The 16272-nt window shown below is 55.8% G+C and carries 12 protein-coding genes; 7 read left to right on the top strand and 5 right to left on the bottom strand.

The features are described from left to right. Position 1 precedes the first annotated feature (1 nt). The 7 genes from ACZ5FM_RS13860 to ACZ5FM_RS13830 all read left to right on the top strand — a co-directional run bounded on the left by ACZ5FM_RS13860 (position 2) and on the right by ACZ5FM_RS13830 (position 10618). Complete coding sequence (locus tag ACZ5FM_RS13860) at positions 2-985, top strand: ABC transporter substrate-binding protein (RefSeq protein ID WP_464038974.1); 984 nt, start codon at positions 2-4, stop codon at positions 983-985. A 5-nt stretch (positions 986-990) separates the two neighbouring features. Next, positions 991-1800, top strand: a complete 810-nt coding sequence (locus ACZ5FM_RS13855) for an ABC transporter permease (protein ID WP_464038973.1) — start codon at positions 991-993, stop codon at positions 1798-1800. Beyond that, positions 1797-2549 (top strand): ABC transporter ATP-binding protein, encoded by a 753-nt coding sequence (locus tag ACZ5FM_RS13850; RefSeq protein ID WP_464038972.1) that lies wholly within the window; start codon positions 1797-1799, stop codon positions 2547-2549. Before ACZ5FM_RS13855 ends, ACZ5FM_RS13850 begins: the two co-directional genes overlap by 4 nt. Further along, complete coding sequence (locus ACZ5FM_RS13845) at positions 2546-3733, top strand: NnrS family protein (protein WP_464038971.1); 1188 nt, start codon at positions 2546-2548, stop codon at positions 3731-3733. The genes ACZ5FM_RS13850 and ACZ5FM_RS13845 overlap by 4 nt, the downstream gene beginning before the upstream one ends. Positions 3734-4078: 345 nt before the next feature. Further along, the gene (locus tag ACZ5FM_RS13840; RefSeq protein ID WP_464038970.1) at positions 4079-8239 is read left to right on the top strand and encodes a molybdopterin-dependent oxidoreductase; all 4161 of its coding nucleotides are present in this window, start codon (positions 4079-4081) and stop codon (positions 8237-8239) included. 34 nt (positions 8240-8273) lie between these two features. Beyond that, on the top strand, positions 8274-9680 hold the full coding sequence (locus ACZ5FM_RS13835; RefSeq protein ID WP_464040469.1) for a glycerate kinase type-2 family protein: 1407 nt from the start codon (positions 8274-8276) through the stop codon (positions 9678-9680). A 26-nt stretch (positions 9681-9706) separates the two neighbouring features. Next, entirely contained in the window at positions 9707-10618 is a 912-nt protein-coding gene (locus tag ACZ5FM_RS13830) for an ROK family protein (protein ID WP_464038969.1), read from the top strand. A gap of 12 nt (positions 10619-10630) precedes the next feature. On the opposite strand, the gene ACZ5FM_RS13825 is transcribed toward ACZ5FM_RS13830, so the two are convergent. From ACZ5FM_RS13825 to ACZ5FM_RS13805, 5 genes are all read right to left on the bottom strand, one after another. Beyond that, entirely contained in the window at positions 10631-10897 is a 267-nt protein-coding gene (locus tag ACZ5FM_RS13825) for a helix-turn-helix domain-containing protein (RefSeq protein ID WP_192487937.1), read from the bottom strand. 65 nt (positions 10898-10962) lie between these two features. Beyond that, positions 10963-11838 carry a glycine betaine ABC transporter substrate-binding protein gene (locus ACZ5FM_RS13820; protein ID WP_464038968.1) on the bottom strand — a complete coding sequence of 292 codons (876 nt, stop codon included), beginning with the start codon at positions 11836-11838 and terminating at the stop codon, positions 10963-10965. Positions 11839-11896: 58 nt separating this feature from the next. Continuing rightward, positions 11897-12781, bottom strand: a complete 885-nt coding sequence (locus ACZ5FM_RS13815) for an ABC transporter permease (protein WP_371815259.1) — start codon at positions 12779-12781, stop codon at positions 11897-11899. Between the two features lie 124 nt (positions 12782-12905). Continuing rightward, positions 12906-14138, bottom strand: coding sequence for a glycine betaine/L-proline ABC transporter ATP-binding protein ProV (proV, locus tag ACZ5FM_RS13810; protein ID WP_464038967.1), 1233 nt, complete (start codon positions 14136-14138; stop codon positions 12906-12908). Positions 14139-14587: 449 nt separating this feature from the next. Further along, positions 14588-16201 carry a GNAT family N-acetyltransferase gene (locus ACZ5FM_RS13805; protein ID WP_464038966.1) on the bottom strand — a complete coding sequence of 538 codons (1614 nt, stop codon included), beginning with the start codon at positions 16199-16201 and terminating at the stop codon, positions 14588-14590. Between the last annotated feature and the right edge of the window lie 71 nt (positions 16202-16272).

Genomic DNA, 16272 nt, shown 5'->3' with positions numbered 1-16272 from the left:
CATGACTTTGCTTACACGCCGCCAAAGCCTTTCGGCACTGTCAGCCTTTACGGTCGCCGGTCTCGCCGCACCTTCGTTGCTGAGGGCTGAGGCACCGCTGACCTTTTATGGCCCGCCGGCGGCACCATCGGCCGTGCTTGCCCATGCGGTTAAGGGTGGCTTCCTGAACGAGGCTGCGCCAGGTGCGATCTTCAAGGCGTGGAAAACACCGGATGAAATGCGGGCGGCCGTTGCTTCCGGTTCAATGGGGGCGGTCGTCATGCCAAGTTACGGCGCGGCCAATCTTCACAATCGTGGGCTGGGCATCGGCTTCCTGAACGTTCTGACCTCCGGGCTTCTCTACATCGTGTCGAAAGACGAAACGCTGACGACACTGGAAAGCCTGAAAGGCAAGACAGTTGCCCTGCCATTCAAGAACGACATGCCCGACTTTGTGCTGGCCCGACTGATCGCAGAACAGGGCATCAAGCCAGGGGAAATCGCGCTTGAATATGCCGCTTCCCCACCGGAGGCCGTGCAGTTGTTGTTGACGGGCAGGGTTGATGCCGCGCTGCTCAGCGAACCCGCGGCAACCGCCGTGTTGATCAAGGCCAAATCCTTCTTCATGACCGTGCATCGCACCATCGATGTTCAGAAGGAATGGGCCAGGGTGTCCGGCAAAGCTGAAATTCCACAGGCTGGTTTGGCGCTGACATCGGAGTTTCAGCAGAAGCTCTGCAAGGCTGGCATCGCTGCATTGCAGACGGGTATCGAGACAGCGTTGGCAAGTGCCATTGCCAATCCGCAGACCGCCTCAGAGGCCGCTGCCGATGCGCTGGGCTTCCCGGCTGACATTATCGCTGCTTCCTTCCCGACCAGCCACCTGTCGGCTTTGAAAGCCAGTGCGGCGCGGGCTGATCTTGAATCCTTCTATGATGAGCTTGCCAAGGCCAACCCCGCCATTATCGGCGGTAAAAAGCCGGATGACAGCTTCTATCTGGTGTGAATGACATGAACCGTGTTCTCGCAGGTTTCGGCTGGACTGGACGCTATCTCTGGGCGGGGTGGGCCGGACTTTCGGGAATATTCTGTTTTCTCGCTGCCTGGCAGGCCGGGCATGAAATCTACGGCTCGTTCATTCTGCCGTCGCCGGGAGAGACGTTTTCCGCGATTGCGCAACTGGCAGCTCGGCCAGATTTCTTCGACATTCTGTCGCAAAGCGCGGTGCGTGCGCTTGCCGGTTTTGTGATCGCGGCTGGCATCGGCACGACAGCTGGACTGCTGGCAGGTTATTCCTTTGCGGCCATGCGATTGATGAAGCCGGTGGTGACGGTGATGCTGGGCGTGCCGCCGATCGGCTGGATCGTGCTTGCGCTGATCTGGTTTGGGTCATCCGGCGGCACGGCTGTCATGACCGTGGTAATTGCCTCCGCTCCGGTGTCCTTTGCCGGTGCACTGGAAGGGGTAGCCAAACGTGACCGGCAGTTTGAGGTCATGGCGCAGGCTTTTGGGGCGTCGTGGTTTTATCGCCTGCGCACGGTCACGCTTCCCCATGTGTTGTCCTACCTGTTTCCCGCTTGGACCACGACGGCCGGCAGCGCATGGAAGGTCACCGTCATGGCAGAGCTTCTTTCCAATTCGGGTGGTATTGGCGGTGAACTGGCAACGGCGCGGGCCCTGTTCGACATTCCGCAGGTAACGGCGTGGCTGGCGATCACCGTAACGCTGGCACTGCTGACCGATTACGGATTGCTGCATCTGCTGCGCGAAGCGTTGGAGCGGTGGCGGGCCGCCGGGCTGCCATGGGGTGTGAAACGATGAATGACACTGTTGCCCTGCATTTTGAGCGTGTCGGTCACGCCTTTCTCGGACGGACCCTGTTTGAAGATTTCGATCTGGATGTCACCAAGGGTGAAACCGTTGCTCTGCTCGGTCCTTCCGGTAGCGGTAAGACGACCATCCTGCAAATTGCCGCTGGCATTATCGAACCGGTGAAGGGCCGTCTGCAGAGAGGCTATCACCGGCAGGGGTTGGTGTTTCAGGAACCGCGGCTTTTGCCGTGGATGACATTGATCGACAATATTGCCTATGGTCTTGCGGCCGAGGGCATGTCGAAACGCGAACGCCGGCAGATTGCCAGTGCCTTTGCGCTGGAAGTCGGGTTGGAAGAAACCGATTTTACAAAATACCCGGTTGAGCTTTCCGGCGGCATGCGTCAACGCGCCGGAGTGGCACGGGCGCTTTCCGTAGATCCGGATATGCTGTTTCTCGATGAGCCGTTCAGTGCCGTGGATGTCGGCTTGCGACGCCATTTGCAGGATTTGTTGATTGCGGCAGCGACCAGACGCGGTTTCGCCACCCTGCTGGTGACGCATGATCTTTATGAGGCGCTGCGGGTCGCGAACCGGCTGATTGTGCTTTCCGGGTTTGATGGTCGGGTGCTTGCCAATTATCTGCCTGACGGGCAGCCGGGGCAGCGTCAGGAACGGATGATCTTTGAAGAGGCAGACCGACTGTCGCGTGATCCGGCATTCGGTGAGTTGTTTTCGGCACGGGAGCGGCGCCGATGAAACGGCATCCGATCCTGTCCGAAGCGTTGCGGTTGTTCTTTCCGCTTGCAGCCCTGCATGGCGCCCTCTGGCCCTTCTTATGGGTGCTGGTGGGCGGTTATGACCTGCCATTTGCTCACGATATAACCCCGTCGCAATGGCATGCGCATGAGATGATTTTTGGCACCTATGGCGTGGCCTTGGCCGGATTTCTGGTGGCCGCCGTGCCAGAATGGACCGATACCAAAACCAGCACCGGCAATACGCTGCTCTGTCTTGCCGCACTTTGGTTGCCCGCCCGGATTATCGGTGCTTTGGGAGCTGATGCTTTAAGCCTGCTCGCAGGTGTGTTTGATCTTGCATTTCTGGTTGGCATCGCCGCTATCATTGGCAGGGCGATGCTGGAGAGGCGCACGACAAAACATCTGGCATTTCTGGCTTGGCTGCTTTTGTTTGCCGGGGCTGAGGCCGGTGTTCGTTATGCCTGGCAGGTTGGCGATGTTGAACTGGCATCTCGTATGCTGGAAGCCGCCCTTTGCATTTTCATCGTGTTGTTTTCCTTGTCGGCCTCGCGCATCAATGTCGTCGTCATCAATCTAGCGCTTGATCCCACGGGCGAAACCTCGCCTTACCGGCCGCATCCCGGACGCAGACACATGGCGGGTGCCATGGTCACGCTCTATCTGGTGGCAAAACTCGCCTTCCCAGACAGTGACGTGTCCGCATGGCTTGCTCTTGCTGCCGGCGCTGCATTTTTCGACCGGCTGGCTGAATGGTTTGTCGGCCGCGCTGCGTTCAAAACCGAGGTTCTACTGCTGGCTTTTGGCAATGCGTTTGCGGGCATCGGTTTTCTGGCGATTGGGGCAACCCGTCTTGGTTTTAACCTATCGCCCGCTGCCGGTCTGCACATGTTGTCGCTGGGCGCTCTCGGCTGCGCTGTCATGGCGGTGTTTATCATCGCCGGCCTTCGTCATACGGGGCGCAACCTCGACCGTTTGCCATGGCAGGCGCATGTTTCTGCTGGTCTGATGATCCTTGCCGCACTGGTTCGGGTGCTTCCCGAGTTTGATGCACTATCCGCCATAGCGCCCTATCATCATGGTCTGAGTGCTGCCTTGTGGGCGCTGAGTTTTGGCGTGTGGTTGCATGGCTTCATGCCATTCATGCTGCGACCGGGTGTCGATGAGCAGGGGGCTTGCGGCTGATCTGAGTGTGTTACACCTCTGTGTTCTCCCCTGAATTCACTGCCCGTTGTGTAGGCATGGCAAATTGATGCTGCCGATTTTTGTGCCTTGAACCTAAAATCAATCCCAAGCGTGGACCTGTGTGTGGGCATTTTTCCCTGCAATTACAATCCCGTTTTTATCTGGCACGCTTGTTGCTTCGTTTTGAAGGCGTCCAACGGCGGGCGCTTATAGCAAAGCTGCTGATCTGAAACTGACGTTCCTCAAGGAGCGGCAATTTTCGATCTGCAGCTTTTTTTGTTTTTGGGATTTTCAAAAGACCGGAAGGTCTTGTTCGAACCGGGTGATGTGTATGCAGGTTTTGCCATGACAGATACCAGAACGGTCAAAGGTTCCTGTCCCTATTGTGGTGTCGGCTGCGGTATCGTGATGGAGGTCAGGGACAATCGCGTGGTCAAGGTTTCCGGCGATAAGACCCACCCGGCAAATTTTGGCCGGCTTTGCACGAAGGGCAATAGCTGTGCGCAGGTTATCGCGGATCCAGGCCGGATGGATAAGGCTCATATGCGCCATGGACGCGACCAGGACCAGGTTCCGGTTGCCGTTGAAAGGGCGATCAAGGAAACTGCACAGAGGCTGAAGGCGATTATTGAACGGCACGGGCCGGATGCGCTTTCACTCTACGTGTCCGGGCAGATGTCGCTGGAGGCGCAATATCTTTCCAACAAGCTGGCCAAGGGATTTATCCGCACCAAACATATCGAATCCAACTCGCGCCTTTGCATGGCAAGTGCTGGCAGTGGCTACAAACTGTCACTTGGCTCTGATGGACCGCCCGGTTCTTACGAGGATTTCGACAAGGCCGACCTGTTTTTTGTGATCGGCGCCAATATGGCTGATTGTCATCCGATCCTGTTCTTGCGGATGATGGACCGCGTCAAACAGGGTGCCCGTCTTGTCGTGGTTGATCCGCGCCGTAATGGCACGGCGGATAAGGCGAACCTGTTTCTGCAAATCCGGCCGGGAACTGATCTGGCGCTGCTCAACGGTCTTCTGCATCTGATTGTCAAAAACGGCCATACAGACAGCGGCTTTATCGCCGAGTTCACTGAAGGCTGGCAGCAAATGCCTGCTTTTCTGGCCGATTACACGCCTGAAAAAGTCTCTGACATTACCGGGCTTGCAGTCACAGATATTCTGCAGGCTGCTGACATGATGGGTGCGGCGCGGGAGTTGATGAGCTGCTGGACCATGGGGCTGAATCAAAGCACGCATGGCACCTGGAACACCAATGCGATCTGCAATCTGCACCTCGCCATGGGCAAGATCTGTCGGCCCGGGAGCGGACCTTTCTCGCTGACCGGCCAGCCCAATGCCATGGGTGGGCGTGAAATGGGCTACATGGGTCCGGGTTTGCCGGGCCAGCGTTCCGCACTTGTTGAAGCAGACCGAACCTTCGTCGAAGATCTATGGAACATTCCGCATGGCAGCTTGCGGGCGGAAGCGGGTGGTGGGACGGTTTCGATGTTTCAGGAGATGGCGGACGGGCTGATCAAGGCCTGCTGGATCATCTGCACCAACCCGGTTGCCAGCGTTGCTAACCGCGACAATGTCCTGAAGGGTTTGAAGGCAGCCGAGCTTGTGGTGGTGCAAGACGCGTTTCTCGACACGGAAACCAATATCTACGCCGATATTCTCCTGCCCGGCGCGTTATGGGCCGAAGGCGACAGCGTCTTGATCAATTCGGAGCGCAACATCACGCTGACACCAAAAGCGGTTGAGCCACCGGGCGATGCGATGCCCGACTGGTTGCTGATTACCCGTGTTGCGCAAGAAATGGGATATGCCGAGGCATTCGGCTACACCTCTTCAGCGGAGGTTTTTGAAGAGATCAAACAGGCCTGGAACCCGAAAACCGGATACGATATTCGTGGGGCAAGCCATGAACGGTTAAGCCGTAGCCCATTGCAGTGGCCGGTGGCATCGACAGAAAGCCCGTCCCGTAACCCGATCCGCTACCTTTGTGACGGCCAGAGCCAACCCCTCAATATGGACGAGTCTGGAGCTCCACGGCTGGTGTTTGCCACGGCCAGCGGTAAGGCTGCTTTTTTCCCACGGCCGCATATGGATCCTGCTGAAATGCCGGGGGCGGAGCGACCCTTTGTCCTGAATACCGGCCGCTTGCAGCACCAGTGGCACACGATGACCAAGACCGGCAAGATCGCTACGCTGAACAAGCTCAACCCCGGTCCGTTTGTCGAGATCCATCCTGAGGATGCTGCCGAATTTGGCATTGAAGACAAGGACAGGGTGGAAATCAGAAGCGCACGCGGACGGGCTATTCTACCGGCTGTGGTCACCGACCGCGTTTTGCCCGGCACTTGTTTCGCGCCATTTCACTGGAACGATGTGTTTGGCGATGATCTCGCCATCAATGCCGTGACCAGTGATGCGGTTGATCCTATCTCCCTTCAACCCGAATTCAAATTTACTGCCGTTTCAATTCGCCTCAGCGAAAAAGCCAACAAGCCCGCATCCGCAAAGGAGACCTTCCCCGTGAACGCCATTGCAGATCCAGCCACCGCCTTTTCTCTTTCTCCCGTGTCGGAAATTGCCGCTTTCAGCATGATGACCGGTGTCAGTCTGGCCCCCGCGCCGGTATTGACCACTCCCGAGCAAACCTATCTGCAAGGCTTTATAACTGGCCTAAATGCGGCAGCGACTTTGGGTACTCTTGAAACGCCGGTTCTGCCTGACAATGCACCCTTTGTGCAGGAACGTCGGCTGTTGATTGATGGCATGCTGGCGGGGCTTTTTTCACGCAGTCGCCTTAGACAGACTGACACGGTGCCGCTGGCGCGGTTTCGTGTGCCGACTGACGGTGTGGAAGGCGCAGGTCAAAGCATTGTTATTGCCTGGGCATCGCAGACCGGCAATGCGGAAACCGCAGCGATTGCCTTTGCCAAACAACTGGCCGCACAGGGCAAACATCACCGGCTTGTTGCCTTGGAAGACCTGTCAATTGAGGATATGGCGAGTAGCGGCATCTGCCTGTTTTTCGTCAGCACCTTTGGTGATGGTGATCCGCCCGACGGTGGGGAGGTGTTCTGGAAGATGTTGAATGCGGAGAACGCCCCGCGGCTTGAGAGGCTTCACTATTCTGTCTGTGCATTTGGCGACAGCAATTATGACCAGTTCTGCGGTTTTGGCCGTAAACTGGACCAGCGGTTGGCGACACTTGGGGCGCAGCGCCTCGCGGAACGGATGGATTGCGAGCCGGATTATCAGGACGTCATTGTCGAGTGGGAAACACGTGTCCACGAACAGCTGCAACCAGCAAAAGAGGTGACAGCTGCCTCAGCTTCATCGTCGGCCGTTGTCGGTGAAACTACGAAGTCGGATGTCAAACCGGCTTTTACGCGCAAAGCTCCCTACACTTCTCGGCTTCTGGTCAATCGATGCCTGACGAAAGAGGGCGGGGCAAAGGATGTTCGCCAGTTTGTATTTGATCTCGGCGAAAGCGGTATGGTTTACGAGGCCGGGGATGCGCTGGGCGTGTGGCCTAGCAACTGCCCGATGCTGGCGCAGGAAATTCTGACCTCACTTCACCTGAAGGCCGATAGCCCTGTGACGCTTGATGGTCTGGGCGAAATGCCGGTTTTCGAGGCGCTTCAACGCCATCTCGAGATCGGCAAGGCAAGTGCTGATTTTGCAAAGTCGTGGGCGGCACTGTCCGGTAACAAAGCCCTGACCGACATTCTGGCTGGTGGGAAGGCGCAGGTGGCGAACTGGCTTTGGGGCAGGCAGATTGCCGATGTGGTGGCTTTTGCGCCTTGTTCCCTTGGTGCAGAGGATCTGGTTGGCAATCTCAAACGGCTTCAGCCGCGGCTTTATTCGATTGCGTCCAGCCCGAAATTACATCCTCACGAAGTTCATCTGACCGTCTCTATCGTTCGCTATCTCAATGAAAGGATGAGCCGTTCAGGTACAGCCTCAGCTTTTCTGGCAGATCGTGCCGCGGACAGCCCGGTGCCGATCTTTGTGCAGCCTACCGCGCATTTTCGTCCACCGCGCAATGCTGATACTCCTGCGATCATGGTGGGGCCGGGGACCGGCATTGCGCCGTTCCGGGGCTTTCTTCAGGAGCGGCAAGCCACGGGCGCGAAAGGAAAAAACTGGCTGTTCTTCGGTGAGCAGCGGCAGGCGACTGATTTTTATTATCGTGAGGAGTTGGAGCAGTGGCAAAAAAACGGCCATCTCAACCGTCTTGATCTGGCCTTTTCCCGCGATCAGGACGCAAAAATCTACGTCCAGCACCGTATGCAAGAGCAGGGTGCCGCGCTGTTTTCCTGGTTGGAGGAGGGAGCGCATTTCTACATATGTGGTGACGCAAGCCATATGGCGCGGGATGTGGATACCGCTCTTAGGGATATTGTTGCCAGGCATGGCAACATGGATCGTGATGCCGCCGAGGCATATGTGAAGCGGCTTTCATCCGAAAAACGTTACCTTAGGGATGTCTACTGAGCAGGCTGCTGTAGCGTGCTTGTTCATGTCCGAAATGGACAAGCGCAGCGGTCTATCAAAAGAATGTTGGCAAGCCGCGCGATTGTTCCTAAGAATCGCTTCTGCGGCATTCATCACCAATCCTGCCGTATCGAAATCACGAAGTGGACGGCGAGCTTTGGGACTGGATAATACTTTTGATACAGCCAGGGATCGCGCCTTGCTGGAGGCTCTGTTCAAAGCGGCGGTTGAGGCTGCTGACCCGTTGATCGGCATTAAAAAACATCTGCCGTCACCGCCGAAGAATGGCCGCACGGTGGTGATCGGTGCTGGAAAAGGCGCTGCACAAATGGCCGCTGCTCTTGAAGGCCTGTGGCCTGAACCGTTGAGCGGTGTGGTGGTGACCCGCTACGGATATGGCTGTAAGACGCAATCAATCGAGGTTATTGAGGCCGCCCACCCCGTGCCGGATGAAAATGGGCTTGCTGGGGCCAAGCGGCTTTTCGAGACCATTTCGGGGCTTTCAGAAAATGATCTGGTGATCGCACTGATCTGCGGTGGTGGTTCGGCTTTGTTACCTGCGCCGCCAGAAGGTTTGACGCTTCAGGACGAGATCGCCCTCAATGAGTTGCTACTGGCGTCGGGCGCGCCAATCTCTGCGATGAATATCGTGCGCAAACATCTTTCCACCATCAAGGGTGGTCGTCTTGCCGCGGCGACAAAAGCCCGGGTCGTCAGCCTGATCGTATCGGATATTCCCGGCAACAATCCAGCATTTGTGGCATCGGGCCCAACCATTCCGGATGACACGACGCGGCAGGATGCGCTTGAGATCGTCAGGCAGTACAAACTTGCCCTGCCGGCGGCCGCATTGCGGCATCTGAATTCGCCAGCAGCGGATGCGCCACATCCCGGTGATGTCGTTTTTGCACGCAACAGCCAACACATCATTGCCTCCGCCAGCGTTTCACTGGAGGCCGCCGCAGATGTTGCCCGGTCGCACGGGCTGGAGGCTCATATCCTGTCTGACTCGATTGAGGGTGAAGCGCGCGAGGTGGCGTCGGTGCATGCCGCATTGGCGCGCGAAGTGGCTGTCCGCAACCGGCCGTTTCGCAAACCTGTGGTTCTGCTGTCCGGTGGAGAAACCACCGTCACCTTTCGGCAAAAAGGTGGGCGAGGCGGCCGCAATGGTGAGTTTGCGCTTGCCTTTGCCATTGGCATCAACGGCCATGATATCAGCGCACTTGCCGCAGATACCGATGGGATCGATGGTTCCGAAGATAATGCCGGTGCCTTTGTTGATGGTAGAACCGTACAACGGCTGCGGGCTGCTGGACTTGATCCACGGATCTTGCTGGATGGCAATGACAGCTTCAGCGGCTTTTCTGCTATTGGCGATATATTTCACACCGGTCCAACCGGTACCAACGTCAATGATTTTCGCGCCATTCTGGTCCGCTGACCCCTACGCGCAATGAGAGCATGTCCATGATTTTGTGTTTTGATATTGGCGGCACCACGATCAAGGGTGCCTTGGCGTACTCGGCTGAAGACATTCGCCTTTTGCCGCGCGTCACAACGCCGAAAGATGATTTCACAGCGTTCGTCGGCGTGCTCCGTCAGGCGGTTGAAGACTGCGAAACGAAGCCTGAATGTGTGTCGATTTCGATTGCCGGTGTTGTCGATGAAGACAATGGTTGGGCAACTGTTGCCAATATTCCCTGCATTCACGGGCGTGATCTGAAAGCTGATCTCGAGGTTGAGCTTGGCCTGCCGGTTATCGTTGCCAATGATGCCGACTGTTTTGTGATGGCGGAAGCCGGCATTGGTGCCGGCAAAGGCCACCGGGTGGTTTTTGGTGTTATCCTCGGCACAGGTGTTGGCGGTGGACTGGTGATTGACGGCAAGCTGATCAATGCCAATGGCGGGTTTGCCGGCGAATGGGGGCATGCTCCGGTCGCTGCGACACAAGCGGGCAATCCACCGGCTCATATTCCGCCGTTCCGCTGCGGTTGCGGTCTTCACGGCTGCATCGACGCAACCTGTAGCGCGCGCGGTCTGGAGAAATTGCACGAGCTTCTGCATCAGGAGGAGAAGTCCAGCCAGCAGATCATTGATCTCTGGTGTGCGGGCGACGAAAAAGCCACTCGTACCATCGATGTCGAGGTCGATCTGCTTGCGTCGCCGCTTGCACTGGTGGTCAACGTTACGGGCGCTAGTATCGTGCCAGTTGGTGGCGGTCTTTCGAATTCGCAGGAATTGCTGTCGGCGCTTGATGAAGCTGTGCGCAGTCGTGTCCTGAGAAAAATTTCCCGACCGCTTGTGGTCAAGGCGCAGTGCGCCATTGAGCCGGGACTGGTGGGTGCGGCGGTGCTTGGGCTCGCGTCACTTAGCGACTGAAAGCACGCGCATTTATTGCAAATAAATATCCGTCGGGCCATCGCCGCGCCCGGTGGTTAGCCAGTTGCGGGTGACGCCAAGAATGCTGGCAATGGGATCGAGATAATTTTCCGGCGGTTCATCGCGGTCATTTTCCCAGTAAGACCAGACAAGTGCGGAAATTCCGAGCTTTGCAGTGACGATTTCGGTTGAAAGCTGTGCTGCATCACGGGCCAGCGAGAGACGGCCACCGATCGTGTCGTCATGGGCGGAGAAGGTCGGGAAAAAAGGGATTGTCACAAGATATCACCTGCCGGTCATGACGGTAACAGCCGGGCGATTTGGACCGCCCGGCTGTAAAATTATCAGCCTTTTTCTTCACCGACCCATGCGGCGATCTGATCGGGATGATCTTCAATGTATTTGGCAACGGCCTCGTCGTAGGATGTTTCCTGAGCGTTGAACATCGCGGCTTCCAGATCGGCAATCGGCAGCTTCATGCGTGACAGGAACTCAGCGACCTTAGGGTTTTCTTCCTTTAGGCCTTTACGCGCCAGAATGTCGACATGTTCTGCTTCGCCAAGCGAGTTTTTAGGATCGGCGATGTAGCGCAGCTTGTATTTGCCAAACATCCAGTGTGGGCTCCACGAGGTGGCGACAAACCATTTTTCAGACCGCATGGCGCGGTCGACAGTGGTCAGCATGCCGGCTTCACTGGAAATCTGCAGCTTGTAGTCGCTCAAGGCGTAGTCTTTCAGTGCCTGTTCGGACAGACGTGTCAGGCCCGCGCCAGGATCAATGCCCTGAACGGTGTTAGCCAGCTGTTTTTTCACGTCATCCTTTGCCAGATCTTCGATCGAGGCGATGGCACCTTCCGGAATGTAGTCGGGAACGACCCATCCGAGCTTTGCACCTTCGTAAACGGTGCCAAGGGTCTCAACCTTGTCTTTGACCTTGTCGTAATAATCCGCGTGGGTCTGCGGCAGCCACGCCATCATCATGGCGTCAATGTCACCACGGCTGACACCCTGATAGAGCGGTGCAACGTCTGTCTGCACCAGTTCAACCTTGGTGCCCAGCTTATCTGTGATCAGCTTGGCGGCGAGTTTGGTAACAAACTCGGCATCCGACCAAGCTGCCCAGCCGATTTTGACTGGCTTGGCATCCTGCGCGACGGAAAGTGTCGCCGTGCTGCCAAACATCATGGCTGCGAGGCCAAGGGTAGCGATTGTCTTGAACATATGTGCTCCTTTTTTGAAGGTTCGCATGGGGCGGGTTTGAGCCCGCTTATGGGGAAAGTTAGTTGGTGGCAGTGACCAGTTGTGGTTCGCGGGCGTTCTTGTGAAACAGCACACGCCAGAAGGCAGGGCGTTCCTTGCCAAGGCTCTGGGTGATGCGGTCCAGAATGACAGCAAGAATGACGACGGCGATGCCACCTTCAAAACCAGTGCCAACATCAAGGCGTTGAATGCCTGTCAACACGGTGTTACCGATGCCGCCTGCGCCAATCATCGAGGCGATGACCACCATGGAAAGCGACAGCATGATCGTCTGGTTGATGCCGGCCATGATGGATGGCATGGCGTTCGGCAACTGTACCTTGAGCAACAGCTGCGAAGGCGTGCAGCCAAAGGCGAGACCTGCTTCGATAAATTCTGCATGCACCTGGCGAATACCCAGATTGGTCAGGCGAACAACCGGTGGCATAGAGAAAATGACGGTGGCTATAGTGCCCGGCACCGCGCCAAGACCGAAGAACATGGCAGCGGGAATAAGATAAACGAAGGCAGGCATCGTCTGCATGAGGTCCAGCGTTGGACGGGCAACCGCGGCAACCTTGTCATTGCGCGCCATGGCAATACCCATCGGCAGGCCAAGCACCATGGCGATGATGGTCGATGCCAGCACCAGCGACAGGGTCTCCATCATTGCCGACCAAAGTTGCATATGGTTGACGAGATAAAGCGACAGGGCTGTGAAAACCGCAAAACCTGCGCCGACGCGCCAGAGAGCCAGCGCGACAAAAATGGCGATGCCAAGTGGCATGGGAATGGCCAGCAAACTGTCCTGAATGCCGCTGGTTACGAAGCCGATTGCTGCGGCGATGAAATCCAGTGCGGGGGAAAAGTTATCCAGAATGTAATTGACGGCAATGTCTATACCGTCTCCGATATCGAAATTCATGAGAGGGTCCAATTGTTGCGGCGACGACGAAGAACGGCGTGAACTGTTCCATCCGCAATCGCCGGGGTAAAAGGCGGCATGTCCTTAAAGCGCCGCTTGTCAGGACATGGGGTTGCGATGGTCATCAGTTGGTGCGGTCAAGCGTTTCCAGCAGTGTGGACTTGCTGATCGAACCCAGGTAGCGGTTTCTGTCATCGACGACAGGCACAGGCCATGGGCTGCCTGCAACCTTGCTCATCACATTGGACAAGGGTTCGGATGCGGCAATCGCCTCGGCTTCTGGCAGGAAGGCGTTGCGGTAAGGATCGTTCGCGCCAGCCTTGACCTTTTCCACAACGGAGGTCTGACTGACCATGCCATGGTAGGTTTTGTCACGGCCGAGAATGATCGCGTATTCGCGGTCAAAGCTCTTCATGCGCTCCAGCGCTGCGGCTGCTGAAACGCCCTGCCGTTCGATGATGGTGACCTGCGTTTTGCGGGCAATATCGCCAGCCTTGAAGACGTGTGAGACATCCACGTTGCGGAAGAACGAACGCACATAATCATTGGCTGGATTGAGAACGATTTCGTCCGGCGTGCCGACCTGCACGACATTGCCGTTTTCCATGATGCAGATACGGTCGCCGATGCGCATGGCTTCGTCGAGGTCGTGGCTGACGAACACAATCGTGCGGCTGTGTTCGGACTGAAGCCGGACAAGTTCGTCCTGCATTTCTGTGCGGATCAGCGGGTCGAGTGCCGAAAACGCCTCGTCCATCAATAGAATTGTGGGTTCACTGGCGAGAGCGCGGGCCAGACCGACACGCTGTTTCATACCACCGGAAAGCTGATCGGGACGGCTGTTTTCATAACCGGCAAGACCAACGGCAGCGAGGGCGGCCATGGCTTTTTCGTTGCGCTCTGTTTCACCAACGCCTGCCACTTCAAGACCGAAGGCGGCATTGTTCAGCACTGTGCGATTGGGAAGCAGGGCAAAGGACTGGAATACCATGCTGATGTCGCGTCTGCGCACGTCAATCAGGTCACGCTGCGACATGCTGGTAATATCGCGTCCATCGATTTCGATCGAACCGGATGTTGGTTCGATCAACCGGTTGAGAAGGCGCAGGAGAGTAGATTTTCCCGAGCCCGACAGGCCCATGATGACGAAGATTTCGCCAGAGCGGATGTCGAAACTGGCGTCATTGACACCGATCGAACAGCCAGTCGCTTTGTGAATTTCGGATTTTTTCTGCCCTGACCGGAGCATTTTCAAGGCTTTCTCGGGATGGTCTCCAAAAACCTTGTAGATGTTTTTCAGACTGATCTTGGTCGAGTGCTGCTGCACAGACGTCTCATTTTCAGTTGTCAAAGCCATACAATATGAGCCGCGCTCAATAGCGCAGGCATTCTCCTTGAGTTGAAGACTGTAACGTCAAAGAATAAATATCCTTATACGTAGTCTTTCTTGCGTTATTATTGGTTGTCCGGTTTCACCCGAACATTATGGATTTTTTATCGTGCAACTTGTTCAATAACGAAGTCACGCACGCGAATTTAGCGGCCATGTTGCACGCAGTAATATTGAGAATTACGGTGCTTCCGCGATGAAGTGTGCTCATCATATAATTCAATTAACTTGAATTGTCTACCAAAAAATCAAATTTGTGGAAATCCATTGCTAAAATTGCCTTATTTTAGGTTGAAAGTAGCTCAAAATTGTCTTCGCGCTTAAGGTTGTTGGAACGATAATCTGCGTGCGCGCTTTTTGTTCCACACCCCCTGGAAAATAACGGCTTTCCAGGGCGCTTTCTGTGCTCGCTTGGATCAGGAATGAAGCAGTTTTGGCGTCGCCGGAACGGGTGGCAATTTCGACAGGCCAATTCCCAGACTTCCCATCAATCGGTCAAAGGCCAACTTGGCTTTTTCAGTGTATTCCCGATGAACAGGATTATCCGAATAATATCCCTTTAGCGTCGAGAATATCTCCAGTGCTTCGACTGTCTTTCCAGACGCGGTCAGTGCAACGCCACGTTTGTAGAGCGCCTCGCGGTTAAATGGCGACAGTTTGGTGACTTTCTGGAAGGTTACCGATGCTTCTTCGTAGTGATGCAGCGCAAGCTGTGTTTCACCCAACCGCATCAGCACAGGAAGGGGGCTATCGACCTGCCTGGCGAGAGTGGAAAAGGCAACTTCCGCCTGCGGGAGTTTTCCTTTTTCAAACAGCAGATTTGCCAGTCCAAAGCGTGCGCCGTAATGTTGTGGCGCTGCGTCTACCACTTGTTTGAAGGCAACCTCGGCATTGCCCTTCTTGCCCTCTTTGTACAATTGCAGCGCCTTTTCATAGACGAAGCGAATGCTACGAGGATGTAAGGTGCCGCCGAGATTTTCCCCGGTGCGGGAGCGAAACAACGTGCAGCTTATCTGGCGTTCATCCGGCCCGAACATATATTTGTAGGGCTCGTTGCCACGCAGGAAGTCATAATAGCGGAAGCCATTATCGATCGCACGTCGTATGCAATAACCGTGCAGAACAAAACCCGGTGAAGGGGTTTTCCAGTTTTCATCTCGGCCCGTGACATAAAACAGGACGGCCATTTTCTGCCGATCAACAATATTGGCAAGTGCACCCAATGGTTTGCCCTGATACCACAAAACGGGCACATCCAGATTGCCGTCAACAAAACAATCCATCAGCATTTCGCGTGATCCCGCGATCAACCTTTCGGTGCGCTCCTTGCCCTTGAAAGGCGCCCATTTTATGCGCCACAGGTCGAATAGGATTGTAATGTCTCGTTTGATGGTTTGCGGGGTCGCAAAGGTGATTTGCCAGTCCGCGTCGCTCTCCACCTTGCGCAGGAAGCGCCGTAATTTCTGTCGTGACTGGCTGCTCATACGACTATCGAGATAGGCGTCAAAAGTGTCCGGCAGCGGTACGCCCGGGCACACGCAATTGTCGATGTCGTTCAGACTCTTGGGCGTACTGTCCCGGAACATGACATCCGGCCCCTGCAGTGCCCGTATCATCGCTTCACGGCGGCCGGGAGGGCCGTAAAAATATTCTATTTTCAGGTTGGTCCAGTTCTGCTGGCGAATATAGGAACAGAAGCCCTTAATGGCATGCTGCTCATATTCGGCCATGGTCAGGAACCCGGTATAGTCAGCGGCAAAATTCCCGGCCATGATCATTTCATCATAAAAACGACCGGTCTTTTCATTGAGGATCGTGACGATTCGCAGGGGGAAAAAGGCGACGTAGGGTGAACCCTCTGCCTTTTCGCGCAGGGCCAGAATAAACCAGCGCTTGCGGCGGAAAAGATAGCGTTTCAACCACACCCAAGACAGGAAATGCTGTGCGTATGGGTCGCTCATGAAAACGCGATCCCAATTCTCACGCACATCGTCAAACGCCTGATCCGTATCGATTACATCGATGCGCATGGTCCCCTCCCGTTACGATTTACCTATGTCGGGAGTGCTCATTGTATTGGGAATTATGCGGCATCAAATAT

Source organism: Agrobacterium sp. 5Ca50, assembly GCF_055381905.1.
Note: the sequence above shows the minus strand (reverse complement) of the source record. Positions and strands in the feature narration are given on the sequence as shown.

What these genes read in the sequence shown, in the direction of transcription:
- ACZ5FM_RS13835 (WP_464040469.1), top strand. Translation starts at nt 8,274, where the DNA reads ATGGACAAGCGCAGCGGTCTATCAAAAGAATGTTGGCAAGCCGCGCGA.
- ACZ5FM_RS13860 (WP_464038974.1), top strand. Translation starts at nt 2, where the DNA reads ATGACTTTGCTTACACGCCGCCAAAGCCTTTCGGCACTGTCAGCCTTT.
- ACZ5FM_RS13845 (WP_464038971.1), top strand. Translation starts at nt 2,546, where the DNA reads ATGAAACGGCATCCGATCCTGTCCGAAGCGTTGCGGTTGTTCTTTCCG.
- ACZ5FM_RS13805 (WP_464038966.1), bottom strand. Translation starts at nt 16,201, where the DNA reads ATGCGCATCGATGTAATCGATACGGATCAGGCGTTTGACGATGTGCGT.
- proV (WP_464038967.1), bottom strand. Translation starts at nt 14,138, where the DNA reads ATGGCTTTGACAACTGAAAATGAGACGTCTGTGCAGCAGCACTCGACC.
- ACZ5FM_RS13830 (WP_464038969.1), top strand. Translation starts at nt 9,707, where the DNA reads ATGATTTTGTGTTTTGATATTGGCGGCACCACGATCAAGGGTGCCTTG.
- ACZ5FM_RS13840 (WP_464038970.1), top strand. Translation starts at nt 4,079, where the DNA reads ATGACAGATACCAGAACGGTCAAAGGTTCCTGTCCCTATTGTGGTGTC.
- ACZ5FM_RS13815 (WP_371815259.1), bottom strand. Translation starts at nt 12,781, where the DNA reads ATGAATTTCGATATCGGAGACGGTATAGACATTGCCGTCAATTACATT.
- ACZ5FM_RS13820 (WP_464038968.1), bottom strand. Translation starts at nt 11,838, where the DNA reads ATGTTCAAGACAATCGCTACCCTTGGCCTCGCAGCCATGATGTTTGGC.
- ACZ5FM_RS13855 (WP_464038973.1), top strand. Translation starts at nt 991, where the DNA reads ATGAACCGTGTTCTCGCAGGTTTCGGCTGGACTGGACGCTATCTCTGG.
- ACZ5FM_RS13850 (WP_464038972.1), top strand. Translation starts at nt 1,797, where the DNA reads ATGAATGACACTGTTGCCCTGCATTTTGAGCGTGTCGGTCACGCCTTT.